We start from the raw sequence: 14,257 nt of genomic DNA, 5'->3' as shown, positions 1-14,257 counted from the left end.
GGGGCGAGCGCGTGATCGACGAAGCATTGGCTTTCGCCAGGAGCGGCTGGCTCGAAGGCGGCTCATCCAAGGGGTTTGATTTTTGATGCGCCGCTCGCGCCATGCCAAGATCGTCGCAACCATCGGCCCGGCAACCGTCGAGCTCGACCAACTCCGTGCTCTCGATCTTGCAGGTGCCGATACATTCCGCCTGAACTTCAGTCATGGCACCAAAGACGATCACGCGCGCGCCTTTACCGCCATTCGCGCGCTCGAGCGCGAATTCGGCCGACCCATCGGCGTGCTACAAGATCTGCAAGGCCCGAAGCTGCGCATCGGTTCGCTTGAAGAGGGTGAGCTCACGCTGCAGGCCGGCGAAACGGTCCGCTTTGTTCTGGACGGAGCAAGAGGCGGAAAGCAGGCGATCCCTCTGCCACATCCGGAGATCTTTGTAGCTGCGTATCCAGGTCAAAATCTGCTCATCGATGACGGCCGTGTTCGCCTAAGCCTCGAAAAGCCAGGCGATGGCGACATGATAGCGCGCGTCATTGTCGGTGGAACGATCCGCGATCAAAAAGGCGTAAACGTGCCGGGAGCGTTGCTTGATATCTACCCCCTGACCAAGAAGGATCGTGACGATCTCGTCTTCGGCCTAGAGCTGGGCGTCGACTGGGTTGCCTTGTCCTTTGTTCAGAAGCCTTCAGACCTGATTGAGGCACGAGCTCTAATCGGTGAGGCAGCCGGCCTCGTCGCCAAAATCGAAACGCCAATGGCGCTTGATCACATCGATGATATCATCAAATTGTCCGACGCCCTCATGGTCGCCCGCGGCGATCTTGGGGTCGAGATTCCCCCGGAAAACGTGCCTGGCCGACAAAAAGAGCTCATTCGTGCTTGCCGAATGGCCGCAAAGCCCGTGATCGTCGCAACCCAAATGCTTGATTCCATGGTGGCAGCGCCGACGCCGACGCGCGCGGAAGCCTCCGATGTTGCGACCGCCATCTATGATGGAGCCGATGCTGTGATGCTATCAGCCGAAACGGCAAACGGCGCTTATCCGGCCGAAGCCGTCGCCATGATGGATCGTATCATCCGGAGTACGGAGCAACATCGTCTCTATCGCTCCTTGATCAGGGCTGCGCAAGTCGACGAAGAGATTACCCCTCCACACGCTGTCGCAGCGGCAGGCGCAGATCTTGCCGCCACGATCGAGGCCAAAGCCATCATCGGCTTCACGGCGAGCGGGACGACCGCAGCCCGCATTTCGCGCAAACGACCACCGATCCCCGTTCTTGCTCTGACGCCAGACGACATTGTGGCGCGACGCATGTGCCTGTTGTGGGGCGTCCATAGTGTCGTGGCCAGCGATCCCTCCGGCCATGAAGAAATAACCCGGATCGCGGCCGTGGCAGCGCAACGGGAAGGCTATGTGCGGTCCGGCGACTTGGCCGTCGTGGTCTTTGGCCTCCCATTCGGACAAATAGGCGCGACAAACAACGTACGCGTTGCTGTCTGCTAGAACAGTCCGTTCGCCCTGAAACGTCTGTCGAGCCATCTTGATGTCGATCCGGACTGCGGCGAGGCTCTACGCATGGTCGTGCACGAGATGCTCCAAGCCCGGCTGCAACTCCGGCCAGGAGCTTACATTGCCTGACGACCACGAGGCAGCTCTGCGCGGATGGGCGGTTTCGGTCGAAACCGCACAGCCTTTTTAGTCGAATGCCGCTTGCAGCGAGCAGACGGGCTGTATCGCTGGCATGAGGGCCTCAGCGGCAGGCATCTGCGTGCCGCCCGCGGCCTGTTGAACTGGTCCGTCAAGGAAGTGGCCCAGCGGGTGTGCGTCTCCACGGCGATCATCTGGCGGATCGAGGAGTACAGCGACACACCAATGTCCGACGCGCAGAGGGAAAGCTTGAGAAAGACCTTTGTCGATGCAGGAATCAAAGTTACCCTTCCGGTCGTAGGCAAGCCCCGGTGTTCAGCCGCGATGACGCTCCATCGGCAAATCGAGATGGCTATCAATCGTTATCTTTTTTGCAGCGCAGGAGGGCAGCGCCGGTCTCAAGAATCAACAAAATTGAGCTTCCGGCAGCTTCTCCTCGTGTGAAAGTGCTACTCAGGTGCCCCATGCTGGCAAGTCTCGGTCTTATCCTCCTCTGCCAATTGATCGGAGAGGCCATTACGCGCGGGTTCGGCCTGCTGCTGCCTGGTCCGGTCGTCGGGCTCCTGCTGCTGTTGATTTTGCTGCTCGTCCGTGACCGTTTCGCAATCATCGCTCAAGGACCGCTGCGAAACGGCGGCGTTGAGACTGCCAGCAGGGGGCTGCTCAACAATCTGTCTCTCCTGTTTGTCCCGGCCGGCGTGGGTGTCGTGGAAAAACTCGATCTCATTTATGCTCATGGGATAGCAATTGTGTTGATTCTTGCCCTTTCCGTCGTAGTGACCCTTCTCGCGACCGTGCTAACGTTTCGCCTGGTCAGCCGGCTGTTCGGTCATGAGGCGCCATGAAGGACCATGCATTCTCGCTCTGGGTCTATCTGTCGCAATCGCCTCTGCTTTGGCTGACGATCACCTTACTGGTTTATGCAGTCTCGGAAGCGCTGTCGCTTGCCCTCCACCGACATCCGCTCGCCAATCCTGTTCTCCACGCGGTCTGGATCATCGGCGTGTTTCTGTTCGTGACCAGCACGCCATATCCGGTCTATTTTAGCGGAGCGCAGTTCGTACATTTCTTGCTCGGCCCAGCCACAGTCGCGCTCGCTATCCCGCTCTACGAGAACCGCAGGATCGTCCTTGCCTCGATCGTGCCAATGCTGGCAGCCCTCGTTGTGGGCTCGGTCACAGCGGCCGCGTCGATTGTGCTGCTTGCGAAAGCTGCAGGCTTGCCGCGCGATGTTGTACTGTCCCTTGCGCCTAAGTCCGTGACAGCCGCGGTCGCAATGGGGATCAGCGAAACACTGCACGCCGACCCTTCTCTGACCGCCGTCGCGGTGATCCTCACGGGGATCATGGGAGCGATCATTGTCACGCCATTGATGAATTGGAGTGGTATCATTGATTTTCGTGCGCGTGGTTTTGCCGCGGGCATCGCCGCGCACGGCATTGGTACCGCGCGAGCGTTTCAGGTGGACGAGGTTGCGGGCGTGTTCTCGGGGATTGCGATGAGCCTGAACGCGCTGGTTACGTCTTTGCTCGTCCCTCTCGCAGTCACACAATTGTTGCGATAAGCCACCGCGCATGGCCGTTCTGACGAGGCCCATCCTCACTTTTTCGGATAGCCAAACCATCGCGGCAACGAGCGATACTTACTGGGAGGAAAGGCTAGCTTCGCCTCCGAGCTGGGCGACGATCCAATCGGCAAAAGCGCGCACCGCCGAGCGTTGCCGGCTGGCGCGCGGATAAATTAGCCTGTGACCGACGTATCGAATATCGGTTGCGCGGCCGGCCAATGGAGCAACCAGTCGTCCGCTAGCCAATTCGCGCTCCGCTAGAAGCGTTGATTCCAAGGCTACTCCCAGTCCTTCGGCGGCGGTTGCAATCGCCAGGAAACTTCGATCGAATCTCATGCCGTGAATCGCTGGAGCTTCCAATCCATTGGCGGCGAACCACTGATGCCATTGAACTTGCTTCACGTCTGAACGGATCAATGTCTGATCCAGGAGGTCGATCGGCTTCTTGATTGATTTTGCAAGCTTCCGGGAGCATAGGGGAGTGACTGTTTCCTCTGGCAGAGGAACAATCTCGACGCCCTCCGCCCTCGGCGGACCGTAAACGATGTCGACATCGAAATCATCGTTACTGAAACGCGCATAGTCTGTGCTGGCAGCCAAGCGAACTTCTAGCTTCGGATGGGCTGCAAGAAACTGCGCCAGTCGTGGCGTTAGCCATTGCGCTGCAAAGCTCGGAGCGGAGTGAACCCGCACCAACTGCGGACCACGAGCAGCGACTTCCTCCAAGCCGCGGCGGAGCTGATCGAATGCAGCGCCGGTATGTCGCATCAGGTTCTCGCCGGCCGGCGTGAGCCGCACCGCGCGTGCACTGCGCTCGAAGAGAACGGTCCGGAGCGTGTCCTCCAGCTTACGGATTGCATGACTGACTGCACTTGGCGTCAGGTGAAGCTCATTCGCCGCATCGCGAAACGATCCGGTGCGGGCCGCCGCCTCAAAGGCGCGAATTGCCGATATCGGAACATTCGAGAGCATCGCATAAGTGAACCAGATTCATCGACCCATGACAACTGTGCGCTTGTCGGCGCGGAGAGCGAGGGTCATTCCTAGCATTGTCAAGGAAAACAATTTGCGGGAGGAACTGATGCTGCTCAGCGGGAAGACAGCCATCATTTCGGGCGCGGCCTCGCCGCGGGGGATCGGGCTCGCCACCGCCCGGCGGTTTGCCTCCGAGGGCGCTCGGGTCGCAATCCTCGATATCGATGCCGGAGCCGCGGCAGGGGCAGCAGCCACTCTTGGCAAGGAACACCTCGGTTTGCGCTGCGACGTCGCTGACAAATCGTCCTGCGAGCGGGCAGTTGCAAGCGCGGTCGAGGCATTCGGTGGTATCGATATACTGATCAACAATGCCGGCATTACCCAGCCGGTGAAGCTCCTGGACATATCAGCCGCCGATTGGGATCGCATTCAAGACGTCAATCTCAAAGGCGTTCTCTTCCTCTCCCAGGCCGTGATCCCGCATATGCGTGCGCGGAAGTCCGGATCGATCGCATGCATGTCGTCGGTGTCGGCCCAGCGTGGCGGCGGAATTTTTGGGGGACCACACTATTCGGCAGCGAAAGCCGGCGTTCTTGGTTTAGCCAAGGCCATGGCTCGCGAGTTCGGTCCTGACAACATCCGCGTCAACTGCGTCACGCCTGGCCTGATCGGCACCGATATCACGGCCGGCAAGCTGACTGATGAAATGCGTGCGAAAATTCTGGAAGGCATTCCACTCAATCGTCTCGGCACCGCAGAAGATGTCGCCGGCATCTACACTTTTCTGGCCTCCGATCTCTCCGCGTACGTCACTGGTGCCGTGATCGACGTCAATGGCGGCATGCTCATCCACTGAGCCAGCAAGAGAAGGTCCAGATCGATGGAAGCGCCGACCAAAACGTTGACCAACACGCCCAAGCTGGCGGACCGCGCCTATAACATTCGCCGCAATGCGCTGCGCATGGGGGAAGTTCAGGGCCAAGGCTATATCGCTCAGGCGCTCGATATCTCCGACGTTCTCGCCGTGGCTTACTTTCACGCGATGCGCTATCGGCCGGAGGATCCGACCTGGGAGGAACGCGATCGCTTCCTGCTCTCAAACGGGCACTACGCTATTGCGCTTTATGCGGCTTTGATAGAAGCGGGGATCGTCCCCGAGGAAGAGCTTGAGACCTATGGCAGTGACGAGAGCCGCTTGCCAATGTCGGGCATGGCCTCCTACACGCCCGGAATGGAAATGTCGGGTGGCTCGCTCGGCCTCGGGCTCAGCATTGCTGTCGGCATGGGCCTTGGCCTCAAACGCAAAAGGTCCGAGGCGCGGGTATACACCTTGTTCTCCGACGGCGAGCTCGACGAGGGCTCCGTGTGGGAGGCCATCCAGTCGGCGGCCCACTACAAGCTGGACAACCTGATCGGCATTGTCGATGTCAACAACCAGCAGGCCGACGGTCCCTCGACGCAAGTCATGGCCTTCGAACCCTTGGTCGACAAGCTCCAGGCATTCGGCTGGTTCGTACAACGTATCGATGGCAATGATCTCGATGCCGTGCTCGCAGCATTCGACCGTGCAAAGTCGCATCCCGAGCCGAAGCCGCGAATGATCGTCGCCGACACCCTCATGGGGAAGGGCGTTCCTTTCCTCGAGCAGCGCGAGAAGAACCATTTCATTCGCGTCGAGCAGCACGAATGGCAACTTGCCCTTGCCGCGCTGGAAGCCGGGAGGCAGGCATGAAGACCGTCAGATCAGCACCGCAAGCGGGCAAGCCGCGCCTAACCACCTCTGCCATGATCGCCTCGATTGCGGCCGAGGGCCAAAAGACGAAGCCAGCGCCGTTCGGACATGCACTCGTCGAACTGGCACGGAGCCGGCCAGAGGTGGTCGGCATGACCGCCGATCTCGGCAAATACACCGACCTGCACATCTTCGCCAAGGAATTTCCAGACCGCTATTACCAGATGGGCATGGCCGAGCAACTTTTGTTCGGAGCAGCCTCCGGACTCGCCGCAGAGGGCTTCATGCCCTTTGCGACGACATATGCCGTGTTCGCATCGCGGCGCGCCTACGATTTCATTCATCAGACCATTGCGGAGGAAGACCGCAACGTGAAAATCGTCTGCGCCTTGCCCGGCCTGACCTCGGGCTATGGCCCAAGTCATCAAGCCGCCGAGGATCTCGCGTTGTTTCGGGCCATGCCAAATATGACGGTGATCGACCCCTGCGATGCCAGTGAAATCGAGCAGGTGGTGCCAGCCATAGCCGCGCATCAAGGTCCAGTCTACATGCGCCTGCTGCGCGGCCAGGTGCCTGTCGTTCTGGATGAATACGACTATAAGTTCGAGCTTGGAAAGGCCAAGCTGATCCGTGATGGCAAGGACGTCCTGATCATCTCGTCCGGCATCATGACCATGCGGGCACTCGAGGCCGTCCAAGCTTTGAAGGATGACCGCGTGGATGCAGCGGTGCTGCATGTTCCAACCATCAAGCCCCTCGACGCAGAGACTATCCTGCGTGAGGCCAGCAAGCCGGCACGGCTTGTCGTCGTTGCCGAAAATCACACGACCATTGGTGGCCTCGGCGAAGCAATTGCCGCACTCCTCTTGCGTTCTGGGGCACATCCGCCTTTCCGCCAGATCGCATTGCCGGACGAATTTCTCGACGCCGGCGCGCTTCCAACGCTGCACGACCGTTACGGGATTTCCACCGCAGAGGTCGCAAGGCAAATCAAACAGTGGCTTTAGCGCCGCTGGGCTGAGGTCCAACAAGCTGTACTCAACGTTGCCCGCCGCACCTTGCAGCGGCGAACGCTGGCTTTTGCCCAAATGCCGGCACTCAAGACGCGGGCACACGAATGAGCGGAACGGCTGCGCCGCCTGCGCTGAGATCGCCACCGCTAGGTAAATAGAACGAGGAGGAAGACATGAGCGTATCGAAACGCAGAGATATCAGCCGGCGTTCCCTGTTGAAAGCTGCAACGGCCGTACCTCTCTGCGCAATTCTCACTCGACCGGCATCTGCGGCCGAATTCGTTTATAAATTTGCAACCGGCCAGGATCCGACGCATCCGGTGAACGTCCGCGCGCAGGAAGCCATCCAACGCATTCTAGAGGCTACCAGTGGCCGGCTCGAGATCAGGCTGTTTCCGGCCAACCAGCTCGGGTCCGACACCGAGCTCATGACCCAGGTCCGCAGCGGCGGCGTCGAATTCTTTAATCAGTCCTCTTCGATCCTCGCCACCCTGGTCCCAAGTGCGGGCCTGGTGAACACCGGCTTCGCGTTTACTGACTACGATAGCGTTTGGAAAGCTATGGACGGAGATCTCGGAACCTACATCCGGACGCAGATTGCCAAAACTCCGATCATGGCGGTTTCCAAAGCGTGGGATAACGGCTTTCGTCAGGTGACTTCTTCCGGACGTGAGATCCGCAGCCCTGACGATCTAAAGAATTTCCAGATCCGCGTCCCCCCGGCGCCGCTTTTGACCTCGCTTTTCAAGGCGCTTGGAGCCGGCCCGACGCCTATTAACTTCAACGAGGTCTACTCCGCGTTACAGACCAAAGTCGTGGACGGCCAGGAGAATCCGTTGCCGATCATTGCAACCGCCCGCCTCTACGAAGTGCAAAGCACGTGCAGCCTGACCGGGCACGTTTGGGACGGATACTGGATCCTCGCCAACAAGCGCGCATTCGAGCGCTTACCGAAGGATGTTCAGGAGGTCGTGACCCGCGAACTAGATCGCTCCGCCGTCGATCAGCGGGCTGATATCGCAAAGCTCAGCCAGTCCTTGCGCACCGATCTGTCGGCCAAAGGTCTCAAATTTATCGAAGTCGATCGCGCCGCCTTCCGACAAGCCTTGTCCAAGACTAGCTTCTACTCCGACTGGAAGGGCAAATTCGGCGAGGAGGCGTGGTCGCAGCTCGAAAAAGCGGCGGGTCAGCTGTCATGAGCAGCGTGAGCCACGCTCCACATGCTGATGACGGTGGAGCGACCGCCTCGACTGAACGGGGTCCCCGACATTGGGCGGTAACAGCGAACACGATGTTGGGCCACCTCGTCGCGGTCCCAGCCGCGCTACTCGTCCTGGCCGAAGTCGCAATCCTGGCCGCAGGAATCGTAGGCAGATACGTATTCCGCTCCCCCATCGTCTGGTCCGACGAACTCGCCGGTATTCTCTTCCTTTGGCTTGCCATGCTCGGCTCCGTCATTGCTTTCCAGCGCGGCGAGCACATGCGTATGACAGCCATCGTCGGCGTGCTCAGTGCCCAGGTGCGTGCGTTTTTGGACGTGGTGGCGGCCGCAGCCTCGCTGGCGTTTCTTTTGCTCGTCGTTTGGCCGGCCTATGAATTTGCCGCCGACGAGGCCTTCGTCACCACGCCGGCGCTGGAGATCATCAACACTTGGCGTGCGGCGGCGCTACCGATCGGAATTGGGCTGATGCTGATCGCCGCGGCCCTCCGGCTCTGCCGAATTGCCAATCTACGCAGCTTGTTGGCCTCTCTAGCGATCGTCGCCGGTCTCATCCTTGCGTTCGTGCTGCTCGCGCCGGTTTTTAAGCCGCTCGGCAATCTGAACCTTCTGATCTTCTTCGTCTTTGTTGTCGGTGCGATGGTCTTTGCCGCCGTTCCGATTGCCTTTGCATTCGGTCTCGCCACCGTGGGTTATCTCACGCTTACGACGAGCACGCCGGACGTAGTGATGATCGGGCGGATGGATGAAGGGATGAGCCATCTGATCCTGCTCGCCGTGCCTCTTTTCGTCTTCCTGGGCCTGCTGATCGAGATGACGGGCATGGCTCGCGCAATGGTCGGTTTCCTCGCAAGTCTCCTCGGCCACGTCCGCGGCGGGCTGCACTACGTCCTGGTCGGGGCTATGTATCTGGTCTCCGGTATCTCAGGGTCCAAGGCGGCAGATATGGCGGCCGTGGCCCCTGTGCTGTTTCCCGAGATGCGGCAGCGTGGCGCCAAACCCGGCGACCTCGTTGCGTTGCTGGCCGCCACGGGGGCGCAAACCGAAACGATTCCGCCGTCGCTGGTTCTGATCACGATCGGCTCGGTGACGGGCGTGTCGATCTCCGCGCTATTCACCGGCGGATTGCTCCCGGGCGTGGTGCTCGCAGTTATGCTCGGGGCGATCGTGTGGTGGCGCTACCGGCGCGAGGACCTCTCTCACGTCAAAAGGGCGACTGGGCGGGAGATCGGCCGAGCCTTTGTCATTGCTCTTCCTGCGATCGCCTTGCCTTTCGTGATCCGGACCGCCGTCGTCGAAGGCGTTGCAACGGCAACGGAGGTCTCGACCATCGGCATCTTGTACTCGGCCTGCGCCGGTCTCCTCATTTACCGCCAGTTCGACTGGCGACGCATCTATCCTATGCTGGTCGAGACGGCCTCCCTGTCGGGCGCGATTCTGCTCATCATCGGCGCCGCGACAGGAATGGCCTGGGCGCTGACCCAGTCGGGATTTTCAGCCTCGCTTGCCAAGTTCATGACCAGCCTTCCCGGCGGTGTCCCCGTCTTCCTAGCGGTGACGATCGTAACTTTCGTGATTCTAGGCAGCGTGCTGGAGGGGATCCCAGCCATCGTCTTGTTCGGTCCGCTCCTGTTCCCGATCGCGCGGCAGGTTGGGGTCCACGATGTCCATTACGCAATGGTCGTGGTTCTCGCGATGGGCATCGGCCTGTTCGCACCGCCGTTTGGGGTCGGCTACTACGCGGCCTGCGCTATCAGCCGCATTAACCCGGACGACGGTATGAGACCAATCGTGGGATACATGATTGCGCTGCTCATTGGCACGCTGATCGTCGCCGCGGTGCCCTGGCTGTCTATCGGCTTCCTGAAATAAGACTATCCGGTCCCGTGACCGGACCGCGATCGGCTGCCACCTTAAGTGACGCGAGCGGATAGAACTTGCTGGCACCGGCAGCAGTTTATAACGCTGGCGAAGCGAAGCGCCCCGATCAGCGTGTGAACTGGTTCATATGCGCGGCGTGCAGCCTTGGATAACCAACAGAGCGAAGCAGGCTCCGGCTCGGCTGAGGCGGTACGTCAGCCGTTCGTCTTCTGATGAACGCTTGGCCCGCGCTTTGCAGGTGATTCATTGCGCCTAAAGCAGCAAAGTAGGCTGCCATGACGTGGATAGAAGCTTGTGGCTATCTGGCCTCTTCGCTCGTCCTCGTGACATTCTGCATGCACACCATGCTGACTCTGCGGGCCGTCGCCATCTGCAGCAATCTCGCATTCATCGTCTATGCCACTGGCGCCGGTATCTACCCTGTGCTGATTCTGCACTTTATTTTGCTTCCACTAAACGCTGCCTACTTCGTCCGCATGGTCTTGGTACTACGCCGCGCCAAGCTCGCCGCTAATACAGATCTTTCTCCGAACTGGCTTCAGCCGTTCATGCACACACAGCGGATCAAGGCTGGAGAGACAATCTTCGAGAAAGGGGATCACGCCGATGCACTCTATCTCATCGGATCAGGACAAGTCGAGCTTCCCGAAATAGACAAGCTCTTGTATCCAGGAGAGGTTTTTGGTGAGGTTGGGCTGTTCGCCGTGGATCGACGCCGCCGCACGCAATCTGCTCGAGCGGCCAGCGATTTGGAGCTTTTCTGGATCAAGGCCGACGCATTAAAGAGGATTTGCGAACGGAACCCTGGCCTCTCGCTGTACTTTCTTCGTCCTGTAGCCACTCGGCTTAGCTCAAATGCTTCCGAGCGAACAGAGCCCCGGCAAGCCCCGTCCGCGCGTTGCGCTGGGGACATTAGATGAACCGCATACGCTCTCGCTGACACCGCGGTGGCGGGCGTTGCGTAGCTTCTTTGATCTCTACGCTTTGTGGTGAGCGATATTGTAATCTCCCGGCATGCATTTGTGCCGCTGAATATGCCAAGTATCTGAGCGGTAAATTGGATGCGCTTCTTTCCACTGGGCCAGCCCTGTCTGGCCGTTCATAACGCAGCCCTGGAAAGTAAGCGTGCTGTCGAATGCAGAGCTCGTCACGATCTTATCAACGCAATCGGCGGATGCAAATTGGCAAAGCACGGCAACCATCGTCACGAACAAATCGTCCTCGAAATGAAACTCTTCAAAAACAAACTATGGACCTATGGACTGCAATTACCACAAGAGCTGCTCTCGTGCTAGCTGATGGTGGCTTTTTGACCAGCTCATAAAGCAAAGACGGGAAGCGGAGTCAGCAAATCGGCCAACTGGTGGAGGAGCATCGAATATCCAGGCTCAAAGTCTTTTGGGTACGTATGCATCCCTGGGGCTGATAATCGATCGGAATGCAGCGACACTTCCAGCTCCATCCTCCTCCTTGTTGATTGTCTCCTTGGTTTGAGATTTGATGCGAAATCATTTCAGATGAGGTCCTATGAGCGTCAAGGCCGTGATGGCAACAATCCTGCAGCACGAGCTCGCCTCCCGTGGCGTGAACTCACTCACGCGTTCTGATTACGAGGCGGTTATTGAGCAGCTGATCAAAAAGCTGACAGAGCTAGAGTTTGAGCTCCGCTCGCGATCAACTAACGGCTCGCAAGGAGTTCCGACCTAACCAATCACTCAACTCGCGTCGTAGCCGGACGAGTAATTGCCCAACTTCCGTTCGCGGCTCCGCGACATAGGCCGTCCTGGTGGGCGACGATCACGGCACTTCAACTGGCGGCACCGCCATGCTGACCAAAACAAAACATAACATCACCTCGCGCCCTGCCATTTACGTTAACTGCAGCCGAGATTTGCGGAGGAGCCGCCGCCGGGCCATCTCGTGCCTGTCAGCTATCGCTACTGCACCTGGGGCAGGGCAATTTCAAGTAGCTGACGCCGGGGCCGGTGGCCATAATCCTCGGCAAGCCAGCGGCCCCACTTGTCTTAGCTCCTGTTTTGAACTGTTCATGCTCGTATGTATCCGCCCCAGGCGCGCCGTCGCGAAATGCTAAGACCGCGAGCTGCCGCCAACTCATCTGCGGCCTGCACCAGCTAGTTGCTCTGTGCCAAGTGCCGCGTGCCGACCGGAAACGAGTTTCCAACCTTAACCGAATTTAGGCAGATGTAGAGGCACCCCTTCGCAGGGCACATCGAGCTCTTCAACCTGGCCCTTGCCGACCTCTGTCACGCGCAACTTCTTGCCTTCAATCGTGAAGGCGCAATTTGTCGGTTGCGGCCCATCCAGCATGAGCCGGTCCACGACGTTGCCGCCGCGGTCGAGCACAGTGACGTTCTTCTGATTATAGACTGTGCAATAGAGCCGGCCGTCGGTGCCAAAAGCCATCCCGTCGGGCCCCTTGAAGTCAGGATTGGAGTCGGGCTGCAGCACATTGCCGAAAACAACACGTTCAGGCATTGGCTTGCCGAGTACGTCATAGCGGTAGATTTCGCCTGTGAACGATGCGTTGGCATAGAGATGGTCGTCGGGCCCGAAAGCAATCCCGTTGGTGAATCGGATCTTGCGATCGAGGACGCGAAGGACCTTCATGGCCGCGGGATCGATTTCGTAGACGCGGCCGTCCCAATCAAGGTCCATATAGCCCTCGACGAAGGCCTGCCCGTTGATGAAATCCTCAGCCGCCATGCCTGAATCAGTCATGTAGAGTAGTCCGTTGGGGCCGAAGCAGAGGTCATTCGGAAATAGAAAGCGATCGGCGCCTTCGCCCTGCATGCGCCGGATCTCGTTTCCGGCTTGGTCGATGCAAATCAGCGCCCGCAGGCCCGCTTCCGCGATCCAGATGCGGCCGTGGCCGTCCGTCGTCAGTCCGTTCGGGCGGCCGCCCGTCGCGCGAACCACTCTGCGATTGCCTCGCTGATCGAGCCGCGTGATGCACAACGTCGATGCGGACATCTCCGTGACATACATCGATCCGTCGGGGAGGCAGATTGGCCCCTCGGGCGCTCCGATTCCGCTAGCAAAAAGTCTCGATGCCATGCTTTTCCCCCTGCATCCCGTTGTTGGGTTTGCGAACTCTTGCGCTTAGGCGATGACCGAGCCTGTGGCCGGATCGATCAGCACCATCCGATTGAGGTCGATGGCGAGCTGGATTCGCTCGCCATGGCTCTGAACATCATGTGCTTGCAGCTCCGCGACTGCGTCTACTCCGCCGATCTTGATGGTCGTGAAGGTACGAGTACCTGTAGGCTGGATGAGATCGGCGACCGCTGAATAGGGCACCACCCCATCGCGCAATGGTCCGTCGCCGGCTCGGCCGAAATGCTGAGGCCGAATGCCGACAATGACCTCACGTCCCGCCACGCTAGAAAGGGCAGTGGCCTTCGCAGGCGGCACAGTCAGGGACTCTCCGGAACCGAAAACGACAGAAAGCCCGCCATTCATCGCCGTCAGGGTTGCCGGTATGAGATTGATCGAAGGAGAGCCGAGGAAGCCCGCCACGAAGCCCGTTCGCGGCCGCTCGAACAGTTCGAGTGGAGCTCCCTGCTGCTCTATTTTTCCATCGCGTAGCAGCACGATACGATCCGCCAGCGTCATCGCCTCGACCTGATCGTGTGTAACGTAGATCATTGTGGTGGTGATCTCGTGATGCAGACGCTTGATCTCGGTTCGCATTTCGTCACGCAATTGGGCGTCCAGATTCGAGAGCGGCTCGTCAAACAAGAAAAGATCCGCCTTGCGAACGATGGCCCGTCCGATCGCGACGCGTTGACGCTGTCCACCGGAGAGCTGACGTGGATAACGCTGGAGGAGATTGCCGATGCCGAGCATCTCGGCGGCTTCGCTGACCCGCTTCCTGATCTCGATTTCTGGCGTCTTGCGGGCGCGCAGGCCGAACGCGATATTCTCATTGACGGTTAAATAGGGATAGAGTGCGTAGTTCTGAAAGACCATCGCAATGTTGCGTTCGCGCGGACGCAGATCGTTGACGATAGCGCCGCCAATCGCGATCGTGCCGTCGTCCGGATCTTCGAGACCGGCGATCGTCCGCAAAAGCGTGCTCTTGCCGCAGCCTGACGGACCCACGAGCACAGCGAATTCGCCATCGCTGATGGTTAAGTCTAGTCCCCGAACGGCATGCACGTTACCGTAGTATTTGTGCACTCCGGTCAACTTGACGTCGGCCACTCTA

15 protein-coding genes are annotated in these 14,257 nt (G+C 59.3%); 11 read left to right on the top strand and 4 right to left on the bottom strand.

Translation table 11 applies throughout. The annotated features are described in order from the left end of the window. Positions 1-85 precede the first annotated feature (85 nt). The 4 genes from pyk (at position 86) to XH83_RS37110 (ending at position 3,206) form a co-directional block, all read left to right on the top strand. Complete coding sequence (gene pyk / locus XH83_RS37125) at positions 86-1,498, top strand: pyruvate kinase (protein WP_128929489.1); 1,413 nt, start codon at positions 86-88, stop codon at positions 1,496-1,498. A 207-nt stretch (positions 1,499-1,705) separates the two neighbouring features. Beyond that, positions 1,706-2,086 (top strand): helix-turn-helix domain-containing protein, encoded by a 381-nt coding sequence (locus tag XH83_RS37120; protein ID WP_128929490.1) that lies wholly within the window; start codon positions 1,706-1,708, stop codon positions 2,084-2,086. 20 nt (positions 2,087-2,106) lie between these two features. Then, entirely contained in the window at positions 2,107-2,487 is a 381-nt protein-coding gene (locus XH83_RS37115) for a CidA/LrgA family protein (RefSeq protein ID WP_128929491.1), read from the top strand. Then, a complete protein-coding gene (locus tag XH83_RS37110; protein WP_128929492.1) occupies positions 2,484-3,206 on the top strand; it encodes an LrgB family protein in 723 nt (240 codons plus the stop codon). The genes XH83_RS37115 and XH83_RS37110 overlap by 4 nt, the downstream gene beginning before the upstream one ends. Positions 3,207-3,284: 78 nt before the next feature. On the opposite strand, the gene XH83_RS37105 is transcribed toward XH83_RS37110, so the two are convergent. Continuing rightward, on the bottom strand, positions 3,285-4,181 hold the full coding sequence (locus XH83_RS37105; RefSeq protein ID WP_128929493.1) for a LysR substrate-binding domain-containing protein: 897 nt from the start codon (positions 4,179-4,181) through the stop codon (positions 3,285-3,287). A 109-nt stretch (positions 4,182-4,290) separates the two neighbouring features. Between XH83_RS37105 and XH83_RS37100 the strand changes: the two genes are divergently transcribed. The 6 genes from XH83_RS37100 (at position 4,291) to XH83_RS37075 (ending at position 10,949) form a co-directional block, all read left to right on the top strand. After that, positions 4,291-5,040, top strand: coding sequence for an SDR family NAD(P)-dependent oxidoreductase (locus XH83_RS37100; protein WP_128955190.1), 750 nt, complete (start codon positions 4,291-4,293; stop codon positions 5,038-5,040). A 24-nt stretch (positions 5,041-5,064) separates the two neighbouring features. Next, positions 5,065-5,916 carry a transketolase gene (locus XH83_RS37095; protein WP_128929495.1) on the top strand — a complete coding sequence of 284 codons (852 nt, stop codon included), beginning with the start codon at positions 5,065-5,067 and terminating at the stop codon, positions 5,914-5,916. Further along, positions 5,913-6,923 (top strand): transketolase family protein, encoded by a 1,011-nt coding sequence (locus tag XH83_RS37090; RefSeq protein WP_188637396.1) that lies wholly within the window; start codon positions 5,913-5,915, stop codon positions 6,921-6,923. The genes XH83_RS37095 and XH83_RS37090 overlap by 4 nt, the downstream gene beginning before the upstream one ends. Positions 6,924-7,102: 179 nt before the next feature. Next, the gene (locus tag XH83_RS37085) at positions 7,103-8,128 is read left to right on the top strand and encodes a TRAP transporter substrate-binding protein (RefSeq protein ID WP_128929497.1); all 1,026 of its coding nucleotides are present in this window, start codon (positions 7,103-7,105) and stop codon (positions 8,126-8,128) included. Continuing rightward, entirely contained in the window at positions 8,125-10,020 is a 1,896-nt protein-coding gene (locus XH83_RS37080; RefSeq protein ID WP_128929498.1) for a TRAP transporter large permease subunit, read from the top strand. Before XH83_RS37085 ends, XH83_RS37080 begins: the two co-directional genes overlap by 4 nt. Positions 10,021-10,364: 344 nt before the next feature. Continuing rightward, a complete protein-coding gene (locus XH83_RS37075) occupies positions 10,365-10,949 on the top strand; it encodes a cyclic nucleotide-binding domain-containing protein (RefSeq protein WP_237864935.1) in 585 nt (194 codons plus the stop codon). Positions 10,950-11,006: 57 nt separating this feature from the next. Here XH83_RS37075 and XH83_RS37070 read toward each other — a convergent pair whose 3' ends face one another. Beyond that, positions 11,007-11,237, bottom strand: a complete 231-nt coding sequence (locus tag XH83_RS37070; RefSeq protein WP_128929500.1) for a hypothetical protein — start codon at positions 11,235-11,237, stop codon at positions 11,007-11,009. A 319-nt stretch (positions 11,238-11,556) separates the two neighbouring features. Between XH83_RS37070 and XH83_RS37065 the strand changes: the two genes are divergently transcribed. Beyond that, the gene (locus XH83_RS37065; RefSeq protein ID WP_128929501.1) at positions 11,557-11,736 is read left to right on the top strand and encodes a hypothetical protein; all 180 of its coding nucleotides are present in this window, start codon (positions 11,557-11,559) and stop codon (positions 11,734-11,736) included. A gap of 477 nt (positions 11,737-12,213) precedes the next feature. Here the strand turns inward: XH83_RS37065 and XH83_RS37060 are convergent, their stop codons facing one another. Next, a complete protein-coding gene (locus XH83_RS37060) occupies positions 12,214-13,035 on the bottom strand; it encodes an SMP-30/gluconolactonase/LRE family protein (protein WP_232995569.1) in 822 nt (273 codons plus the stop codon). Positions 13,036-13,149: 114 nt separating this feature from the next. Then, entirely contained in the window at positions 13,150-14,253 is a 1,104-nt protein-coding gene (locus XH83_RS37055) for an ABC transporter ATP-binding protein (protein WP_128929503.1), read from the bottom strand. Positions 14,254-14,257 lie beyond the last annotated feature (4 nt).

Source organism: Bradyrhizobium sp. CCBAU 53351 (genome assembly GCF_015291745.1).
Classification (GTDB): domain Bacteria; phylum Pseudomonadota; class Alphaproteobacteria; order Rhizobiales; family Xanthobacteraceae; genus Bradyrhizobium.
The sequence above is the reverse complement of the archived record's forward strand: the minus strand, read 5'-3'. Positions and strand labels throughout refer to the sequence as shown.

Excerpts from the sequence above, each read along its gene's own strand:
- pyk (WP_128929489.1), top strand. The coding sequence starts at position 86 with ATGCGCCGCTCGCGCCATGCCAAGATCGTCGCAACCATCGGCCCGGCA.
- XH83_RS37115 (WP_128929491.1), top strand. The coding sequence starts at position 2,107 with ATGCTGGCAAGTCTCGGTCTTATCCTCCTCTGCCAATTGATCGGAGAG.
- XH83_RS37110 (WP_128929492.1), top strand. The coding sequence starts at position 2,484 with ATGAAGGACCATGCATTCTCGCTCTGGGTCTATCTGTCGCAATCGCCT.
- XH83_RS37105 (WP_128929493.1), bottom strand. The coding sequence starts at position 4,181 with ATGCTCTCGAATGTTCCGATATCGGCAATTCGCGCCTTTGAGGCGGCG.
- XH83_RS37100 (WP_128955190.1), top strand. The coding sequence starts at position 4,291 with ATGCTGCTCAGCGGGAAGACAGCCATCATTTCGGGCGCGGCCTCGCCG.
- XH83_RS37095 (WP_128929495.1), top strand. The coding sequence starts at position 5,065 with ATGGAAGCGCCGACCAAAACGTTGACCAACACGCCCAAGCTGGCGGAC.
- XH83_RS37090 (WP_188637396.1), top strand. The coding sequence starts at position 5,913 with ATGAAGACCGTCAGATCAGCACCGCAAGCGGGCAAGCCGCGCCTAACC.
- XH83_RS37085 (WP_128929497.1), top strand. The coding sequence starts at position 7,103 with ATGAGCGTATCGAAACGCAGAGATATCAGCCGGCGTTCCCTGTTGAAA.
- XH83_RS37080 (WP_128929498.1), top strand. The coding sequence starts at position 8,125 with ATGAGCAGCGTGAGCCACGCTCCACATGCTGATGACGGTGGAGCGACC.
- XH83_RS37075 (WP_237864935.1), top strand. The coding sequence starts at position 10,365 with ATGCACACCATGCTGACTCTGCGGGCCGTCGCCATCTGCAGCAATCTC.
- XH83_RS37065 (WP_128929501.1), top strand. The coding sequence starts at position 11,557 with ATGAGCGTCAAGGCCGTGATGGCAACAATCCTGCAGCACGAGCTCGCC.
- XH83_RS37060 (WP_232995569.1), bottom strand. The coding sequence starts at position 13,035 with ATGTATGTCACGGAGATGTCCGCATCGACGTTGTGCATCACGCGGCTC.